14 protein-coding genes and 1 pseudogene are annotated in these 17,519 nt (G+C 73.6%); 10 read left to right on the top strand and 5 right to left on the bottom strand.

From position 1 onward, the window contains the following. Window positions 1–887 (bottom strand): annotated as a pseudogene (locus NBZ83_RS18895) (AAA family ATPase); the annotation flags it as partial. Between the two features lie 368 nt (window positions 888–1,255). Between NBZ83_RS18895 and NBZ83_RS18900 the strand changes: the two are divergent. Then, window positions 1,256–2,107, top strand: a complete 852-nt coding sequence (locus NBZ83_RS18900) for a phosphatase PAP2 family protein (protein WP_261575520.1) — start codon at window positions 1,256–1,258, stop codon at window positions 2,105–2,107. On the opposite strand, the gene NBZ83_RS18905 is transcribed toward NBZ83_RS18900, so the two are convergent. Both NBZ83_RS18905 and NBZ83_RS18910 read right to left on the bottom strand, forming a co-directional pair. Further along, entirely contained in the window at window positions 2,038–3,009 is a 972-nt protein-coding gene (locus tag NBZ83_RS18905) for a phosphotransferase (protein ID WP_261569874.1), read from the bottom strand. The two genes, NBZ83_RS18900 and NBZ83_RS18905, sit on opposite strands and share 70 nt — an antisense overlap. A 34-nt stretch (window positions 3,010–3,043) precedes the next feature. Continuing rightward, complete coding sequence (locus NBZ83_RS18910) at window positions 3,044–4,594, bottom strand: NsdA family TPR-like regulatory protein (protein ID WP_261569875.1); 1,551 nt, start codon at window positions 4,592–4,594, stop codon at window positions 3,044–3,046. A gap of 784 nt (window positions 4,595–5,378) precedes the next feature. Between NBZ83_RS18910 and NBZ83_RS18915 the strand changes: the two genes are divergently transcribed. From NBZ83_RS18915 to NBZ83_RS18955, 9 genes are all read left to right on the top strand, one after another. Then, entirely contained in the window at window positions 5,379–6,281 is a 903-nt protein-coding gene (locus tag NBZ83_RS18915) for a GNAT family N-acetyltransferase (RefSeq protein ID WP_261575521.1), read from the top strand. Continuing rightward, window positions 6,278–7,348: a dihydropteroate synthase gene (gene folP / locus NBZ83_RS18920; RefSeq protein ID WP_261569877.1), complete on the top strand. Its 1,071-nt coding sequence runs from the start codon at window positions 6,278–6,280 to the stop codon at window positions 7,346–7,348. The genes NBZ83_RS18915 and folP overlap by 4 nt, the downstream gene beginning before the upstream one ends. An 11-nt stretch (window positions 7,349–7,359) precedes the next feature. Further along, window positions 7,360–7,818 (top strand): dihydroneopterin aldolase, encoded by a 459-nt coding sequence (gene folB / locus NBZ83_RS18925; RefSeq protein WP_261575522.1) that lies wholly within the window; start codon window positions 7,360–7,362, stop codon window positions 7,816–7,818. Further along, on the top strand, window positions 7,808–8,371 hold the full coding sequence (folK, locus tag NBZ83_RS18930) for a 2-amino-4-hydroxy-6-hydroxymethyldihydropteridine diphosphokinase (RefSeq protein ID WP_261575523.1): 564 nt from the start codon (window positions 7,808–7,810) through the stop codon (window positions 8,369–8,371). The genes folB and folK overlap by 11 nt, the downstream gene beginning before the upstream one ends. Continuing rightward, window positions 8,368–8,805 (top strand): DUF3180 domain-containing protein, encoded by a 438-nt coding sequence (locus tag NBZ83_RS18935; protein WP_261569879.1) that lies wholly within the window; start codon window positions 8,368–8,370, stop codon window positions 8,803–8,805. Before folK ends, NBZ83_RS18935 begins: the two co-directional genes overlap by 4 nt. A 1,385-nt stretch (window positions 8,806–10,190) precedes the next feature. Beyond that, entirely contained in the window at window positions 10,191–10,334 is a 144-nt protein-coding gene (locus tag NBZ83_RS18940) for a hypothetical protein (protein WP_261575524.1), read from the top strand. Window positions 10,335–10,814: 480 nt separating this feature from the next. Next, window positions 10,815–11,330 (top strand): hypothetical protein, encoded by a 516-nt coding sequence (locus tag NBZ83_RS18945; RefSeq protein ID WP_261569881.1) that lies wholly within the window; start codon window positions 10,815–10,817, stop codon window positions 11,328–11,330. Between the two features lie 42 nt (window positions 11,331–11,372). Then, complete coding sequence (locus tag NBZ83_RS18950) at window positions 11,373–13,934, top strand: helicase-associated domain-containing protein (protein WP_261575525.1); 2,562 nt, start codon at window positions 11,373–11,375, stop codon at window positions 13,932–13,934. A gap of 142 nt (window positions 13,935–14,076) precedes the next feature. Then, window positions 14,077–15,849: a DNA repair helicase XPB gene (locus NBZ83_RS18955; protein ID WP_261569882.1), complete on the top strand. Its 1,773-nt coding sequence runs from the start codon at window positions 14,077–14,079 to the stop codon at window positions 15,847–15,849. A 37-nt stretch (window positions 15,850–15,886) separates the two neighbouring features. Here NBZ83_RS18955 and NBZ83_RS18960 read toward each other — a convergent pair whose 3' ends face one another. Further along, on the bottom strand, window positions 15,887–16,486 hold the full coding sequence (locus NBZ83_RS18960; RefSeq protein ID WP_438803320.1) for a Uma2 family endonuclease: 600 nt from the start codon (window positions 16,484–16,486) through the stop codon (window positions 15,887–15,889). Window positions 16,487–17,322: 836 nt separating this feature from the next. Continuing rightward, on the bottom strand, window positions 17,323–17,519 hold a 197-nt coding region (locus tag NBZ83_RS18965; protein ID WP_308203809.1), incomplete at its 5' end, for a TCP-1/cpn60 chaperonin family protein.

Consider the following 17,519-nt stretch of genomic DNA (forward strand, 5'->3'; position numbering starts at 1 on the left):
CGGCGGGCCGGTGACACGGTGGGTTCGCGCAGCCAGGAAGGGACATGCCCGTTCGGGGCAGGAGTCGGCGACGGTCCGGTGAGCGGTCCACCGAGAGCGATCTCGCCGGTCGCCGCGCTGCCGGACGGCGGCAGGGCCGGGTACGCGGTCGAGGGGCGGTACTCGTCGAAGCGCTCGCCGTAGGCGGCGCCGGCCAGGGGTGGCGGCATGGTCGACCGAGGATCGGCCGGGGCCGCCGCAGCCGCCCACCGCGGGTCCTCTGGCCGCTGCCGCGCGGCATCGTGCGGCCGTGCCAGCGGGCCCGGCTGCTGTGTCTGAGGGGTCCGGGGTGACGGGGAGCCGGGCGGCGGTTGCTGCCGGGGCGCGACCGCCGAGGGGCTGGACGGGAGCGGGTTCGCCTGCCAGGCGCGGGTCTCCGCCGGGGAGGCGGGCGGGCACGGCTGACCGAACGCCCTGCCCGGGGTCGGCGGGAACTGATCGAGCAGCGGGTCGAACGTGCGGCTCGCGATCGGGAGCATCCGGCCGTTGCCGCTGGTCCAGCCGGGCTCGACGACGGGATCTGGGACCGGGCCGGGATCGGACTGTCGGATCGACGGCCAGGTGTCGGAGGCGACCGGTGGCGCCGCATGGTCGACCCGTTCGACCCGTTCGACCCGTTCGACCCGCGGAGCGTTCGTGTGGCCTCGTGGGGCAGCGTCGACCATCCAGCCCTGACCGACGGCGGGGCCGGGGCCGGCGGAACCCGCCGCGGGCCAGCCGGCACCGGGCTGGCCTCCGGTCGAGCCGTGGCCGGGCGACGGTGCCCGCCAGGTCTCGTCGACGACCCGCTCGGTGTCCGTCACATCGCCGACCCGGATGGCACCGAGCTCCCGCCCGTCGCCGTTCACGGACGGGCTCCCCGGGCACCGGGGCCCCGGGCTGGATCTTCCGATCCGGGCTTTCCCTCCGCGATGTCCAAGGGTCTCCCCTCCGATCGGGCGAGCCGAGCCAGGCGGCCGGGGCTGTCTGACGCCCGTGCGAGGGGGACGGCCCGCCGGCCCGCTGCGGGCGGAACCGGACCTTCCGTTGCAGGACGTGGTCTGCCGGACCGGTCCGGCAGGTTGGACCAGAATGACATGCGTTGGGGTGGGCCGCACGGGCCGGCTACCCGAAATGCTGTGGCCCGCCCGTGTCGCTTGACGAACATCTGGCCCGCGCGGTTCCGCGGCCGGACGCAGGCTGGGATAAACCAAGCGAAGTGGGCAGGGACGCGACGATGCCATCGGGTACCCGCGGACTTCGCCGGGGCGCGCAGGCCGCGGTCCTGGGGTTTGTGGTGCTCGCGGTCATGGTCGACGCCGCCTGGTCGCCGCTGCTGGACGACGACGCCGACGTCGCGGCGGCGCTGGGCCGGCTGGCGGCCACCACGGGATGGCTGGTGACCGCGCTGCAGGGGGTGAGCGCGGTATTCCACCCGACGGTCTTCCGAGCGATCGCGGTGGTCGGTGCCGCCGCGCTGTGGTGGCGTTCCCGCCGCGGGGGCGTCGGTCGAGCCGACCTGGCCGCCACCCGCCGACTGGCACTGTTCACCCTGGTGACGGTCAGTGGCGGGGGGCTGCTGGTCACGGGGTTCAAGGAGTTGATCGGGCGGGCCCGGCCGTCGTTCACCAATCCGGTGGCGCACGCCGCCGGGCTCAGTTTCCCCTCCGGACATGCGCTCGGCGCGATGGTTGCCGCGGTCGTCTGCCTCGTCGCGGTCCGGGCCGTCACCGGTCGTCGGGCGCGATGGCCCTGGTGGGTCGGGTCGGGGGTGGTCGTCGCGGTGACTGGTTTCGCCCGGCTCGGGCTCGGGGTGCACTTCCTGTCCGACGTCCTCGGCGGCTACCTGCTCGGTGTCGGCTGGGCACTGGGGATGGCGGCCCTGCTGCGGCCCTGGCAGTCGGGTGAGGTCGCCGCCGGAGCCGCGGAACCGGCCGACTCGCAGCCGGCCGACTCGCAGCCGGCCGACTCGCAGCCGGGTGATCCGCAGCCGGGTGATCCGCAGCCGGGTGAGCGGGCTCACCGGTACGGCGACCAGCGCGCGTCGCCGTCGCGGTGGCGCAGACTGTCGATCCGGGTCCGGAACTGAGCGGCGACGCTCGCATTGCTGGCCAGCACCGGCAGGACGCTGGTGACCAGTTTCAGCTCGCGCACGGCCCGCAGGACGGTGAAGCCCTCCCACGCGGTGACATCGAAGCCGTATTCACGGGCCAGGTCACGATGGGCCTGCGGGTCATGGCCGAATCGCGCCCGTCCGACCGCGACGGGGACGAGGTCCCATTCGGCCGGGCCGACGCTCGTGGCGTCGAAGTCGCACATCAGTATTCGACCGTCCGCCGCCCGGATCAGGTTGCCCAGGTGGGCGTCGCCGTGAACGACGACGGTCGGCAGTGCGTAGCGGATGGTACCGAGCGCCGCGGCGAGGTGATCGGTCATCCGTTCCAGGAATCGGCGGTCGGCGTCGGGTAACGCCTGCGCGTCGGATAATCGCCGCCGGACGTCGTCGAGGGGGTCCCAGCGGGGCAGCGGGGGCCTCGGCGGGTCGAGGGCGTGCAGGGCGTGCAGCAGGACGGCGAGGTCCCCGGTGCGTGGGGCCGGGCCGGCGGGTGATGTCCCGGTGGGCGTCGCGTCGACCCAGATGGTCGCGACGAAGCCACCAGCCGCGATCGGAGCGGGCACGCCGGGCATGAGGCGGACGGCGGGGGCGCGTCGATCGGCCAGCCAGCCGGCTACCCGGACGACCTTGGCCACCCGGTGCGTCATCGCGGCGGAGCCGGTGATGCGCACGATCGCGCCCGCGCGGGGTAATCGGTAGACGGCGTTGACCGTCCGTTTGACCAGGACCGCACCCGCGTCGTCGAGGTCGGCGCGGGCGGCGATCTCGGCGACGGCGCGACGGGTGGCCGCCGCCGTCAGACGGACCCGACCCGGCGGATCGGGGCGGCCCGGCGGGCCGGGGGAATCCTGGCGAGCAGGACTGTCATCGCCCATCGCAGTGGTCCTCCCGATCGAAGGACGGTCCAGCTCAGACGGCCAGCCCCGGCGCGGTGACCGCGCCCGGGCCGGGGCGTTGGCCAGCGGCGGAGCGTTGCCATTCCCGGACGAGCAGGGCGAGCTCCCGAACCTCGCGCACCTCGCTGTGCGGGCGGGTCGCGGCCAGCAGCTGGTCGGCGCGCCCGGAGACGGAGGCGACCGTGCGTCCCCAGGAGATCTGGATGGCCTCGGTGGCCAGGTCGCAGACCCGTTCGAGCTCCAGGCGGCCCTGGCGGGCGAGGGCGAGGGCGAGGTCCAGCCGGATCACCGAGCGGAAGCCGGGGGCGTTCATCGCGTCGAGCTTCGGCAGCGCGAGCTCGGCGTGCTCCTGCGCCGCCTGCGGCCGGCCAAGCAGGCACAGCGCGGTGGTGGCGTTGTAGGAGACCTCGACCGGGTTGAAGTTCTCGAAGCTCGGCCCCGGCCGCCCCCACTGATCCGGGGGGATCAGATCCGCCAGGTCATAGGCCTGATCCAACGCCTGGGCGGCGCCGCGCACGTCGCCGAGGGCGGCCAGGGCGCGGGCCACCTGGCAGATGAGCCGGGCGCGCACCGGTCCGTCGCCGACATGGGTCAGTCCGTCGCGGGCGAGGCGGAGAGCCTCGTCGGGGCGGCCGGCGTAGAACTCGTTGACCGCGGCGACCTCCCGGGCGGAGCCCAGCAGCGGTCCCTCGCCGGCGAGCCTCCCGGCCTGGAAGCCGAGGGCGGTCAGCGACCTGGCGGTCTCGATGTCACCGAGTTTGAAGGCCGCGTCGGCGCCGAGGACCGCGACCCGCCCGGTGAGCATGTCGCGGCGACGGGCGTCGCCGGCCGGCATCGAGCGGCGGCCGAGCCGTTCCAGCCCCCGGCGCAGTCGGGCGGTCTGAGCGAAGATGTGCGCGGGCGGGGTCGCCTCGTGCGCGTCGAGAAGGTCGCCGAGCATGTCGTCGGCCCGCTCCAGCGCGAGCTGGCTGGGGCTGGCCGCGAGGACGTCGGAGACCTCCATGATCTGGCCCTCGGCGAGGATCGCGGTCATCATCGCCGCTCCGGCGTACCGGTGGAACTGGCGCCGGTCGGAGCCGCCTGGTGTCGTGGGCTGCGCGGCGGGGCCCGCCGCGTCGGGGGGTGCGAGGCCGTGTCTGGGCGGCGCGAACGCCGGGGGGCCGCCGAACATCGTCAACGTCAGGGCGGCGGGGTGCGTCGAGGGCACCGCGCACGACGGGTACGAGCCGTCCGGCGACCACCCGGACCTGATCGGGCCCTCGGGCCCGAGCGGCTCCTGCGCGAACAGTGCCGAGGAGCGGGCCAGGTCCGCGAGGTCGTCCGTGGCCCAGAGCTGCTGGGCGGACGGGGCGCTGATGGGGCCGAGGTCGCACCGGTCGACTGGCGGCGGGGGCGGCTCCGGCTGGTAGTCCTCAGGGTGATCATCCGGCGGGGTGCGGGCCGGCGGGATGCTGATCGCCTCGCTCGTCGCTCGCCGGACTGGGGGAGGGCCGGATCGACCGGTCGGGCCCGTGGATCCGTGATCGGAGCCACGACCCGGTGAAGATCCGCTCGACTGCGGCATGCCGCGCGTCCTTCCTTCCGATAACACCACGGTCAGCGACCGTGCCGACAAGGTAGCGAGAGGCGAGGCCCGCTGCGAGGGGCGACCCGTCGGAAGCGCACGGTAAGACCACGCGACCTAGCGGTTCCGTGACCGCCGGCGGCTCCGGCGGCGGTCCGGTCTGTTCCGATGGTCGATGGCCGGCGGCTCCGGCTAACGCCTGGCGGCGACGCTGCCACCGGCCGGTCAATCCGGTCGTGTTGACCGGGTTCTACCGGTTCCTCTTCTCGATCCTAGAAGGGTGGCCGCGTCGGATGGTGACAATCGCGCCGTCGCAATGTGGCTTCCACCGTGGCTCTACGTGGTGTTTCTTCAAGGTTTCCACAACTGATCTTGTTATTGCCGGCTGTTCTCGATCGTTTGGTGGGGCTGGGTCGAGACCGGTTTCGACGGCCGCGGGAGAAGGAATTCACGTCCTGACCGGACCGAACGGAGAAGGATTGTGCAGGTGCCGTCGGAATCCGCCGGCCTTGCGTGGTGGAGCCGGATCGGCCGTCGATGGCAACCGACCGTCGGTCTGCGCCAGAATGGGAACGAGGCGGCAATGGTGGCGAAATTATGACATTCGGTCATGGTTGCCGCTGCTGGGCCGGGTACGGCAGTGGTGCCGGTTCGACCGGTGTCGCCGACCATCGACGCCATCGGGTCGGTAGCCTCGGCACGATGGCGGATGCGGCCCAGCAGTACTCCCACTCCCGCAGGTCGCGCCGTGGGCGCGGACCTGCCCGGTCGACCGGGGTGCGCCATGCGTGGTGACCAGGCGGCGCCCAGCCCGCCGGACTCGTTGGTCGGCCTGCGGGCCGACCTGCCCCCCGACGATGCGTCCCTGGCCCGCGAGCTCGAGGCCGTGGCCAACCGGGCCTGGCCGCCGCTGCGGCAGATCGAGATCGGCGGTTGGACCCTGCGGGCCTCCGCCGGGGCGTCCCGCCGCGGGAATTCGGTGTGGGCCCACGGCAGCGTCCCCGATGTGCGGGTCGCACTCGCCGCGGTCAGCGACTTCTACACCGCCGAGGGCCTGCCGCCGACCTTTCAGCTGACCCCCGTCGCCCGGTCGGAGCAGCTCGGCGCCGCGCTCGACGCCGCCGGCTACGACGACACCGGACCCACCGACGTCTGCGTGGCGCCGCTCGGGGCGCTGGTGTCAGTGCCGCCCTCACCATCGAGGTCGGTGTCGGCGTCGGTCGGGGTGGCCACGGCCGACGTGCCGGGGGACGAGTGGCTGCGGGTTGCCGGGCAGGTGCTCACCACCTTCGGCGTGCAACGGGCCGGCACCCTCGCCGTGCTCTCGGTGCTGCGCCTGCCTACCGTCTATGTGACGCTGACCGTCGACGGTGTGCCGGCGGCGGTGGGCCGTGGTGTCACGGACGATCGCTGGCTGGGCATTTACAGCATGGCGACGCTGCCGGCGGCCCGCGGCCGAGGCGCGGCCCGGTGGGTTGTCGCCGCGCTCGCGCAATGGGCGGGGGCACGCGGCGCCACACACGCATATCTCCAGGTTGAGGAGGTCAGCACCGTGGCCAGGGGTCTGTACGCTGATCTCGGTTTCCGGCCGGTCTACCGGTATTCCTACCGCCGGGCGCCGTTGTCGGCGCCGCGGGCCGCCCCGGTCTCGCGGGGCGGCGGGCCGGCCGGAGCGGGTGCGGCGTGAGCGCGACGGTCGATGATCTCCTCGAGCCGGGTGACCTCACGAAGGTGATGGGTGTCGTCAACGTCACGCCCGACTCGTTCTCGGACGGCGGCACGTTCCTCGACCCGGTGGACGCGGTGCGAGCCGGGCTGCGGATGGTGGACGAGGGTGCCGATCTCATCGACGTCGGCGGCGAGTCGACCCGCCCGGGCGCGTCCCGGGTCGTCGCCTCGGAGGAGATGCGTCGGGTGCTGCCGGTCGTGGCCGAGCTCGCCGCGGCCGGGGTGCGGGTCAGCGTCGACACCAGCCGGGTCTCGGTGGCGGCCGCCGCCGTCGACGCGGGGGCGGTGCTGGTCAACGACGTCTCCGGTGGCTGCGACCCGGACCTGCTCGCGCTGGTCGCCGATCGCGGCGTCCACTACGTGCTCATGCACGCCCGCGGGCCCAGCGTGGACATGTCCAGGCGGGCCGTCTACGGGGACGTCGTCTCGGAGGTCACCGCCGAGCTCGAAGCGCGGCTGGAGACGGTCGTCGCCGCCGGAGTCTCGGCGGACCGGGTGATCCTCGACCCCGGGATCGGCTTCGCCAAGACGGCGGCGCACAACTGGGCGCTGCTCAACAACATCGACGCACTCGCCGCTCTCGGCCGGCCGCTGCTCGTGGGCACGTCGCGCAAGTCCTTCCTCGGCTCGGTCCTGGCCGCCGGGAGTGCCCGACCGCGGCCCAGCGACGAGCGCGACGACGCCACGCAGGCGACCACCGCGCTGCTGGCCGCCGCCGGGGTGTGGGCCGTGCGCGTGCATGCGGTGCGGCCGGCGGCCGACGCGGTGCGCGTCGTGCGGGCGTGGCGCCACGGCGGCGCCGCGGACGTGGTGCCCACCACGAGCCTGCCGGTGGTGGTGCCCGGGACCGGCGGTGCGACCGGGCATTGGCCGCGCCTCGGTGCGGCGCCGCGGACCGGGGCCGGCCCGGTCAGGGGCAAAGGCAGGAACGGCGGCAGCTTCGAGTCGGGGCCCGGTCGCCGGGACCGTCCCACGGCCGCGCCCGGCTGCGCGGGAGAGCAGGAGGTGCCGTGGTCAGCCCGGTGACGGGCGGGTCGGTGTCAACCAGCCCGTCACCGAGCGGATTGGGCGGGTCCGGGCTCGGCGACGTGCCGCTGGACCGGATCACCCTGACCGGTCTGCGGGTCCGCGGTCGTCACGGGGTGCTGGCGGCCGAACGGGAACTCGGCCAGGAATTCGTCGTCGACGCCGTCATCTGGCTGGACGTGTCCGAGGCGGCACGCGACGACGACGTCACACGCACCGTTCACTACGGCGAGCTCGCCGAGGCGCTCGCAGGCATCGTCGGCGGTCCCCCGATGGATCTGATCGAGACCCTGGCGCATCGTCTCGTCACCGCCTGCCTGCGCGCGGATCGGGTCATGCGCGCCGAGGTGACCGTGCACAAGCCGGCCGCGCCGATCCCGCTCCCCTTCGGGGACGTCGCCGTCACCGTCACCCGGGACCGGTCCACCGACCCGGCGCCCCCCGTGCCTCCCGCGTCCGATGGCCGGTGACCGGATGACCGGGGCCGCCCACGCGGTGCTGGCGCTCGGCTCCAACCTCGGCGACCGCTGGGCGCTGCTGCAGGCCGCCGTGCGCCAGCTCGACGATCTCCTCGGCGTCACGGCGTGCTCACCGGTGTACGAGACCGCCCCCGTGGGCGGTCCCCAGCAGGACGACTACCTCAACGCAATCGTGCTGGCGGCGCCGGCGTCGGCACGGGAGCTGCTGGCCGCCGCGCGCGCCGTGGAGGAGCGGGCGCGGCGGACGCGCACCGTGCGGTGGGGGCCGCGCACGCTCGACGTGGATGTCATCGCCGTCGGCGCACTGCGCAGCGACGACCCGGAGATCCTCATCCCCCACCCGCGGGCGCACCTGCGGGCCTTCGTCTGTGTGCCCTGGCTGGATGTCGACCCGGAGGCGACCCTGCCGGGTCATGGCCGGGTCGCCGACCTGGTCGCCCGGATGACGGACGCCGGGGAGCTCGTCGGCCTGCGGCGGATCGCCGGGCGGCTGGGTGACTGCGCCCCGGCCGGGGAGACCGGCGAAGGCGGGGCGTCGGCGTGAAACCCACCCGGCCGCGTGACCTCGTCCTGGCTGCGGTCCTGTTCGGGATCCTCGGCTACCTGTTGCTGTGGTGGGCCTACCGGTCCATTCCGACGCTGCCCCGCACCGCGTCGCTGTCGGTGGTCGTGATCGGGGTCATCGAGCTTCAGGTCGCCGCCCAGACCCGGCGCCGGTTGGAGGGGCGGCCGGGCACTCGGCCGATCCTGCCGCTCACCGTCGCCCGGTTGGCGGCGCTCGCGAAGGCAAGCTCGGTCGTGGGGGCGGCGCTCGCGGGTGCCTGGGCGGGCGTGCTCGGGTACACCGCGCCGCGAACGGACGAGTTCCCGACCGCGGGCGGCGACGCGATCACCGCGGGGCTCGGCCTGGCCGCCGCGGTCGTGCTTCTCGTCGGCGGGCTGGTCCTGGAACGGGTTTGCCGGGTCAAGAAGTCATAGGGCGGACGGGCCCGGCCCGCGGCCTCTCGACCGACGCCGTCTCCTGAATTTTCCGACTGCCGCGGTGTGCCCGCCCCCGCCCGAACGAGCCAGCCATACCCGGTGCTCGCGGTGGACGGATCGGGGCCGGTCACAGCCGGCGAGCTGGTCGCCGGGCGCGCTGACGCCGGAGCTACTCTGGGGTGAATCACCGCATGTGACCCTGATCGATGTCAGGGTTGTCCCTATTAGGCGCACCCTGTGACGATTGGCGGAGTTCTTCTTGCCGGTCGGTGGATATCGCGGTGGCGAGACGCAGAGGCGGGAAGGTGCGGGCGGTGGTCGTTGAGGGCCGGAACCGTGATGGATCGCGGGGCCATCCGTCGGACGCCGCCCGGCGGGCTCCGGAGTCGGCGCCGGACGGTGATCCAGACGGGCGCTCCCAGCCCGGCGGCGGCCGGATCGTCGCGTTCGGGACCCTGCCGGCGCGTCCGGCCGTCCCCCCGGTGCCCGGGGAAGCGTTGACAGGCCGGACGAGTCAGACGTTCCGCGCTGTAGCTTTCGGTAATCCCACGGCCGGTGGCGCCGAGGTGGTGATGGCCGATCCCGCGGACGTACGTCCGCCGGCCCCGAGGCGGCCCGATCCCCCCGATCGCGCCCGCGGCGGCGATCCGCCAGTCGATTCGAACGGCAGGCTTGACCGATCGGACCGCGCCGGATTTCGCCCATCGCCGAACTATGCGGAGTATTCCGGCGAACCTGATCGGCCCTCGACCGGCTTTCGTGCCGACGCCCCACCGGGGTGGCGCGGTTTTCCTGGCGCGGATCCGCCGGGTCGTCATGGTTTTCCCGCGGCCGGCCCGCCTGACGATCGGCCTGCCGCGCCCGGCCTGCTGGACCGGGTCAGCTTCACCGGCATTCAACGGGCGCTGCCGCCCGACGAGCCGGACGCGGCCAGCACCCGCGGCCGGGGCCTGGACGGCGGCTCCGCCCAGGACGGGGCCAGTTTCACCGGCCGCCAACCTGCCATCCGAGAGGGCGAGGGCCGGGAGCCGCCCGGGGCCGCCCGGGATGGAGCGCGGTCGCCCGGGGGCGGCGGGCGCGCCCGACCGGGCCGCCGTTTCCCGGATGATGAGCGGGCCCGGTTCGGCGGGGGTTCCCCGCAGGCCGGCGAACCCGTTGTCGGCACCGCGATCCACCGGGACGACCGTCCCGATGGCCGAATTTACGGTCCGTCCGAGCAGGGGCGGTCGGCACCGCGCCCGCACGACTCGGACGGCCGGGAGCGTGAACGCTACGGGGGTCGCGCCCGTGCGGGTGGTCCTGCTCCTGGGCTTGCCGCGCGCCCGGGTGGACGCCGGCGTGGCGGCCGGTCCGGCCTGCTCCGCTTACTGCAGGCCGCGCTCGTGCTGGCGGTACTGGTCGGCGGGATGTCGCTCGGCCGGACGCTGGCGTTGCCCGGGGATGCCGGGACGATCTCGCGGCTCGCGGACTGGGGCCGTACGAACCACCTGGCGTTCCTGGTGGATCGGGTCGACGGGCTGCGCTGAGGACCCGTGGGCGTGGGGCGGCCGCGGGCCCGCCGGGTGATCCGTCCGATGGCTGCGCCGTGGTGGCCCGCCGGACGGCACGGGTAGCCGCTTTGGTGGTCTGCGTGGGAATGTCGTCGCACGCGGTGACCTAGTTGGCGGTTTATCGGGCGGAGACCGATTGTTGTCGCCGTTGTCTTACTTGTCGCCTTTTGGTCGCCCTTGCGTGTGATCAAATCAATGTACGGGTAACCTGGGAACTCGGGGGCGAGTGGCCTTCTGGCCGCTCAGGCGCAGGAAGCGGACCCGGCCGAAATTGATGCGTACCAGTTTGCCGAATCCCCTTGCGCCCGGCAGCCCTCGGCGTGTCCAATCGGTATTGGTAGGTCTGTCGCATTCCGTCGACCTCGTCTCGCGAGCGCCCGCCACCGTCGGGCGTCCTGGTCGCCGATGTTCAACCGAACGCGTGCCCCGGCCTGCCAAGGCATCCAAGGAGGCCACGTGCGTCCGAGACTCGCAGTAGCCCCTGCGGTCCCGCTGGCCGGCGACGCCGGTCACGGGGTGCCACCGCGGGACTGGACGGCTCCGAGTCTCACAGGGGCCGGCGCCACCGTGTCCGAGGTCTCCGACGGCCCCGGCCGGCCGGCCACCGAGGCCGAGGCCGCCGCCATCACCGCCGCCGTTCTCGACAGCCCGCTGGTCGCCACGGTCGCGGCGGACGGTCTTCGCATCGGCGGCATCCGTACCTCGACCGGCGCGCCGGACTGGGCGTTCGCCGTTCTGCGCACACCAGGTGGTGTCGACCCGGCGATCGCCGTGCTGCGTTGGGACACCTGCTGCGGCTGGGTGCTGGACCAGGTCGGTACGGCCCGGCTCAGCCTCGCGGCGGGCGGCGGCCCCTCCGTGCGGCGCGCGGACCTGCCGGTCGCCAAGGCTGCGACCGTCCGCCAGCTGGACGGCGTCCGCCGAGATCGTGACCCCGGCGTCCGGACAGGTGACGCGGCGCGTTCGGGGTAGGCAGCGGCGCTGCCCGCGTCCGGCGCCGGGCCAGCTACCGTCATGATGGTGTCGATGCCGGCCGATCCCGCGCCAGACGAGTCCATGACGCTCGTGGGCTGGTTGCGCGCGCTGCCCGACGAGGCGATCACCCGGCTGTTCCTGCTGCGACCCGATCTCGCGACACCGCCGCCGCCGGACTTTGACGTCCTGGCCGCCCGGCTGGAGATCCGGGTAAGCGTCGCGCGTGCCATGGAGCGGCTCGACACCAACGCGTGCGAGGTGTTGGAGGCGCTGACCATCCTGCCCTCCCCGGTGCCGCTCGCCGAGCTCTGCGCGTTCTGCGGGCACGCCGAGGTGGCTGGGGTGGTGCGCCGGCTGCGGGAGCTGGGTCTGCTCTGGGGCGACGATGACGGGCTACGAGTGGTCGGCATGGTCGTCGACCTCGTGGGGGCGCGGCCGCTCGGGCTCGGTCGGCCGCTGCGGGAGTGCCTGTCGGCCTACCGGCACACCCAGCTCGCCCGGATCGCGGGCGCACTCGGCCTGATCCCGCCGACGACGGATTCGGCGGAGTCCGGGACCGGGTTCATCGCCCGTGCCGATCTCGCCGTCGCCATCGCCGAGGTGTTCGCCGATCCGGCGCAGGTCCGCGGCCAGCTCGACGGCTGCTCCGAGCGGGCCCACCAGCTGCTTCGTCGGCTGGCGGCCGGGCCCGCGCTCGGCACGACCGCCGAAGCCGGTCGGCTGCTCGCCGTCGCCTCGGCCCGCAGCCCGGTCGAGGAACTGCTCGCCCGGGGTCTGCTGGTCGGGATCGACGACGACACCGTCGAGCTGCCGCGGGAGGTCGGCCTCGCGATACGCGGCGACGAACCGGCCGGCCAGCTGCATCCGTATCCGCCCGAGCCGACGGGCGCCACCGTCGGCGCCTCGGCAGCCGACGCCGCGGCCGCGCTCGCCGCGAACACCGTCGTGCGCTGGGTCACCACCCTGCTCGACGCGTGGGGCGCGACGCCCGTGACCCCGCTTCGCACCGGCGGGCTGAGCGTGCGCGACCTGCGGACGACCGCGAAGCTGCTCGACGTCGACGAGCGGACCGCCGCCTTCGTGGTGGAGCTCGCGGCGGCCGCCGGGCTCGTCGACGCCACCGCCGGCGTCGACATCCAGTACATGCCCACCGCGGCCTACGACCGCTGGGGCATCGATCTGGTGGCGGCGCGGTGGGCGGTGCTGGTCGAGGGCTGGCTGCGGTCGCCCAGCGCTGCGTGGCTGGTCGGCGATCGGGACGAGCGGGGGCGCCAGATCGCCGCGATGTCGCTGGAGGTCCGCCGCTCCGCCGCGCCGGACCTGCGAGCCCAGGTGCTGCGCGCGCTGGCGGCGGCGCCGGCCGGGGTGGCGCCGAGCGGCGAGTCGCTGCGCGCCCTGCTGACCTGGCGGGCCCCGCGGCGGGCGGGCACGCTGCTGGCCGGGATGATCGACGGCACGGTCGCCGAGGCGGAGCTGCTCGGCCTGACCGGCCGGGGGGCACCGAGCACCGTCGGGCGGCTGCTGGCCGCGCGGCTCGACGAGGAGAACGCCGACCCGGCGCGAGTCGTCGGCCTGCCGATCCGACCGGCCGGCGGGGACGCGGCACTGTGCGCCCGGCTCGCCGACGCCCTCACACCGCTGCTGCCCGAGCCGGTCGAGGAGCTGCTGCTGCAGGCGGACCTGACCGCGGTCGCCCCCGGCCCACTGGTTCCCCGGGTGGCCGCGGAGCTCGCGCGGATGGCGGACGTCGAGTCGTCGGGGGCCGCGACCGTCTACCGCTTCTCCGAGGTCTCGCTGCGCCGCGGGTTCGACTCGGGGCTGACCGCCGAGGACATCCACGCCTCGCTCGGACGCCTGGGCCGCACCGGCGTCCCCCAGGGGCTGACCTACCTGATCGACGACACCGCCCGCCGGCACGGCCGGCTACGCGCCGGTTCCGCGTCGAGCTACCTGCGTTGCGACGACACCGCGCTGCTCGCCGAGGTGGTCGCGAGCCGCCGCACGCAGGCGCTGGGGCTGCGCCGGATCGCGCCGACCATCATCATCTCCTCGCTGCCGACCGGCGAGGTGCTGGCCGGCCTGCGCTCCGCTGGATATGCGCCGGTCGCGGAGGCGCCCGACGGCAGGGTGGTGCTCAGTCGACCGGCCACCCATCGGACTCCGGCCAGGCCGCGCCCGGCGCCCGTGGATACTGCTGACGGGCGGCTCGCGCAGGCGCGCGACGTGCTGCGGCTGGTCCGCCGCGGCGACGACAGCGCCCAGGCGATGCGGGCGGCCGGCGGCGTCGCCGGCGCCGAGATCGGGCTCACCCGGTCCGCCCCGCTGATCCTCGTGATGTTGCAGGGCGCAGTCCGGGACCGGCGTCGGGTGCTGCTCGGGTACGTCGACCAGCAGGGCACGTCCAGTGATCGGATCGTGCGGCCGACCGCGGTGGACGGTGGCTGGCTGACCGCCTGGGACGAGCTCAGCGCCGGCCCGCGCCGCTTCGCCCTGCACCGGGTGACCGGGGTAGCCGACATTGACGAGATGTTCGGTGGCGGTGGCGCTCCGGCGCCGGCTGACTGGACGGCGGCCACCCCGGACGCGGCCGATCCGGCCTGAGCCGTGTGTGCCGGTGGGACGGGGGCGCCGACCTGTCGGTGGGCGCCTGTACCGTCGACGTACGTCGCCTGCACGGTGGCGGCCCCGTCGGGACCTTCCCGGCTGGATCGATGCCATAGGGCGGACCGGGAGGATGGTGAGGGTGGCGGACGGCCCGTTGATCGTTCAGTCGGACAAGACCCTGCTCCTGGAGGTCGACCATCCCGGCGCGGCCGAGGCCCGAGCGGCCATCGCTCCGTTCGCTGAGCTGGAGCGGTCCCCGGAGCACGTGCACACCTACCGGGTCACCCCGCTGGCCCTGTGGAACGCCCGCGCCGCCGGGCACGACGCCGAGCAGGTGGTGGACGCGCTTGTCCGCCACTCCCGCTACGCGGTCCCGCACGCGCTGCTCGTCGACGTCGCCGACACCATGGACCGCTACGGTCGGCTGCGGCTGGAGAACGATCCGGTCCACGGCCTGGTGCTGCGGGCGCTCGACCGGGCCGTGCTCGTCGAGGTCGCGCGGGCGAAGAAGGTCGCGCCGATGCTGGGCACGCGCATCGACGACGACACGATCGCCGTGCACCCGTCCGAACGCGGCCGCCTCAAGCAGTCGCTGCTCAAGCTTGGCTGGCCCGCGGAGGACCTGGCCGGCTACGTCGACGGCGAGCGGCACACGATCGAGCTCCGCCAGGACGGTTGGGAGCTGCGCGAGTACCAGAAGGGTGCGGTCGCGGGCTTCTGGGAGGGTGGCTCCGGGGTCGTCGTGCTGCCCTCGGGCGCGGGGAAGACCATAGTCGGCGCCGCGGCGATGGCCCAGGCCGGCGCGACCACGCTGATCCTGGTCACAAACACGGTCGCCGGTCGCCAGTGGCGGCACGAGCTGCTGCGCCGCACCTCGCTGACCGAGGACGAGATCGGCGAGTACTCCGGCGAGCGTAAGGAGATCCGCCCGGTCACCATCGCGACCTACCAGGTGATGACGGCGCGCCGCAAGGGCGAGTACCTGCACCTGGACCTGTTCGGTGCCCGCGACTGGGGCCTGATCGTCTACGACGAGGTGCACCTGCTGCCCGCGCCGGTCTTCCGGATGACCGCCGACATCCAGTCCCGTCGCCGGCTCGGCCTGACTGCGACCCTGGTGCGCGAGGACGGCCGGGAGGGCGACGTCTTCTCGCTCATCGGGCCGAAGCGGTACGACGCGCCGTGGCGCGAGATCGAGGCACAGGGCTGGATCGCCGCCGCGGAGTGCACCGAAGTGCGAGTCACGCTGACCGACGAGGAGCGGATGACCTACGCCGTCGCCGAGCCGGAGGAGCGCTACCGGATGTGCGCCACGGCTCGCAGCAAGCGGGCGGTGGTGGAGCGCCTCGTCCGCCGGCACTCCGACGATCGGGTGCTGGTGATCGGTGCCTACCTCGACCAGCTCGACGAACTCGGCGAGATGTTGGGCGCTCCCGTCATCCAGGGCTCGACCCGCAACCGGGAGCGCGAGCGGCTGTTCGAGGCGTTCCGCACGGGCGAGATCACCACGTTGGTCGTCTCGAAGGTCGCGAACGTGTCCATCGATCTGCCGGAGGCCGGAGTGGCGGTGCAGGTCTCGGGCACCTTCGGCTCCCGACAGGAAGAGGCGCAGCGCCTCGGGCGGGTGCTGCGGCCCAAGGCCGACGGCCGGGTGGCGCACTTCTACACCGTGGTGGCCCGGGACACCCTCGACCAGGAGTACGCGGCCCACCGCCAACGATTCCTGGCCGAGCAGGGCTACGCCTACACGATCGTCGACGCCGACGACATCCCCGACCCGCGTGACGCCGCGAATCGCAGCGATCTGACCGATCCGGTCGATCTGACCGATCCGGACAACCCGGCAGACCCGGGCAACCTGGCAGATCCCGACGACATCGCCGACACCGACGGCGCCGGCGGGCGAGACTAGCTCGCGGCTGGCGGTACCGGCTCGAGTCCGCGGCTGCTCACTCGGCGTCGGGCGGGTCGATCAGTTCGGCGGGCCGGACGGTCACCGGGAACGGTCGGGTCGCGTTGAACTCACCGTGTGGGCCGGCCGCGCTGGTGGTCACGTAGGCGCCGGACACCAGCTCGAACGCCTCCAACGTCGCCGTCTCCGGATCGATCAGCCAGCATGCCGGCACGCCGCGCTCCCGGTAGAGGTCGAGCTTCAGCGTGCGGTCGTAACGGCGGGTGCTCGCGTCCGCGACCTCGACGACGAGGTAGGGGGTCTCCCGCAGCCGGCGGCCCACCACCTCCGCGCTCGGCGCCACGACGATGTCCGGCACGAGCAGGCAGCGCGCCGACAACTCCACCCCGACCCCGGCGGGAAGTACGTGCGCGCCGGAAGTGACTGCCTGCGCCAACAACCGGGTCAGCCGGCTGGTCACCCGGGCACGCAGTGGCGTTGGCCACGGGCGCAGGACGCACAGCCCGTCCAGCAGTTCCAGCCGGGCATCGGCGTACCCGCCGGCGTCCAGATCCTCGACCGTTACGGGAGGCGCGGGCACGGTGACGGACGGGCGGTGGGAGCGGGACTGCGCGGGTGCCTGGACCACGGTGTCTATCGTGCCCCGCCGCAGCGGCCCTGTCGAAAGACCGGTTGTGTTAATTGTCCGTGTCGCGCAAATAGTCGAGCTCTAACCTCCCCCCATGGTGAATTGTTGAAAAGAAGTGACATAGAACCCTTGTCGGCCTCAATGCGCCGGTGGTAGCTTGATCGCCGATACCAACGGCCGAGAACCATTCTTGGTGCAAGGTCGTCTTTGGGAGCGCCTCCCGGCGTTCGCTCCGTCCCAGCGGCGCCCGCTCCCAGGCCGAAGTGCCCGCCTCCGCGGAACCTCCCGTCCGCGGAGGCGGCCGCTTTCCCCAGATGGCGCCTTCGGCGCAATCCGGGGGCCCCTGCCATGGGGTGCCGTTCGGGGTTTCCGTCAGATCGCCTTCGGCGATCTTCCTGGGGGAGCAGTGAGGGCCTTCGGCGCAATCCGGGGGCCCCTGGCTGGGGACGGTTGCCTCCGGCCTTCGAGGTGTTGCGACAAGTCTGAAATGTCTGCTTCGCCTTGGATATGGCCGGCGCGGTGGGCAGTGCCCTTTCAATGTGATGTACGGCTCTAACGTTAATCACCCCGATAAAGGGGTATTGCCGCATTGACGTATCGCCGCACCCGGTGAACCGCGGTGCGGTTCGCGCGGTATGGGGTCCCGAACCGTGCCGACCACACCGCAATCGCGGGCGACGGTGGGTCGCGTTGGCGGAAGATCGGCCCCCGGGGCCGGCGGTCGGGCGCGGACGCGAGGGACGGCGAGGAGAACGGCGAAAGGCGGCCCCGGAGTCGGAGCCGCCTTCGTCGAGACGGTGGTGCTGGTCCAGCGCTCGCGCTGGGGGTGATGCGGGGGAGCTGGACTAGAAGTCCATCTCGCCGCCGCCGCCGGGGACGGCCGGGGCCGGGTTCTTCTCCGGCTTGTCGGCGATGACGGCTTCGGTGGTGAGGAACAGGCCGGCGATCGACGCGGCGTTCTGCAGCGCGGAACGGGTGACCTTGGCCGGGTCGATGATCCCGGTGGCGATCAGGTCGACGTACTCGCCGGTGGCCGCGTTGA

This window comes from Frankia gtarii, from assembly GCF_025403375.1.
Lineage (GTDB): Bacteria > Actinomycetota > Actinomycetes > Frankiales > Frankiaceae > Frankia > Frankia gtarii.

Coding starts and splice junctions, on each gene's coding strand:
- folK (WP_261575523.1), top strand. CDS start 7,808: ATGGCCGGTGACCGGATGACCGGGGCCGCCCACGCGGTGCTGGCGCTC.
- NBZ83_RS18900 (WP_261575520.1), top strand. CDS start 1,256: ATGCCATCGGGTACCCGCGGACTTCGCCGGGGCGCGCAGGCCGCGGTC.
- NBZ83_RS18905 (WP_261569874.1), bottom strand. CDS start 3,009: ATGGGCGATGACAGTCCTGCTCGCCAGGATTCCCCCGGCCCGCCGGGC.
- NBZ83_RS18910 (WP_261569875.1), bottom strand. CDS start 4,594: ATGCCGCAGTCGAGCGGATCTTCACCGGGTCGTGGCTCCGATCACGGA.
- NBZ83_RS18915 (WP_261575521.1), top strand. CDS start 5,379: ATGCGTGGTGACCAGGCGGCGCCCAGCCCGCCGGACTCGTTGGTCGGC.
- NBZ83_RS18950 (WP_261575525.1), top strand. CDS start 11,373: ATGATGGTGTCGATGCCGGCCGATCCCGCGCCAGACGAGTCCATGACG.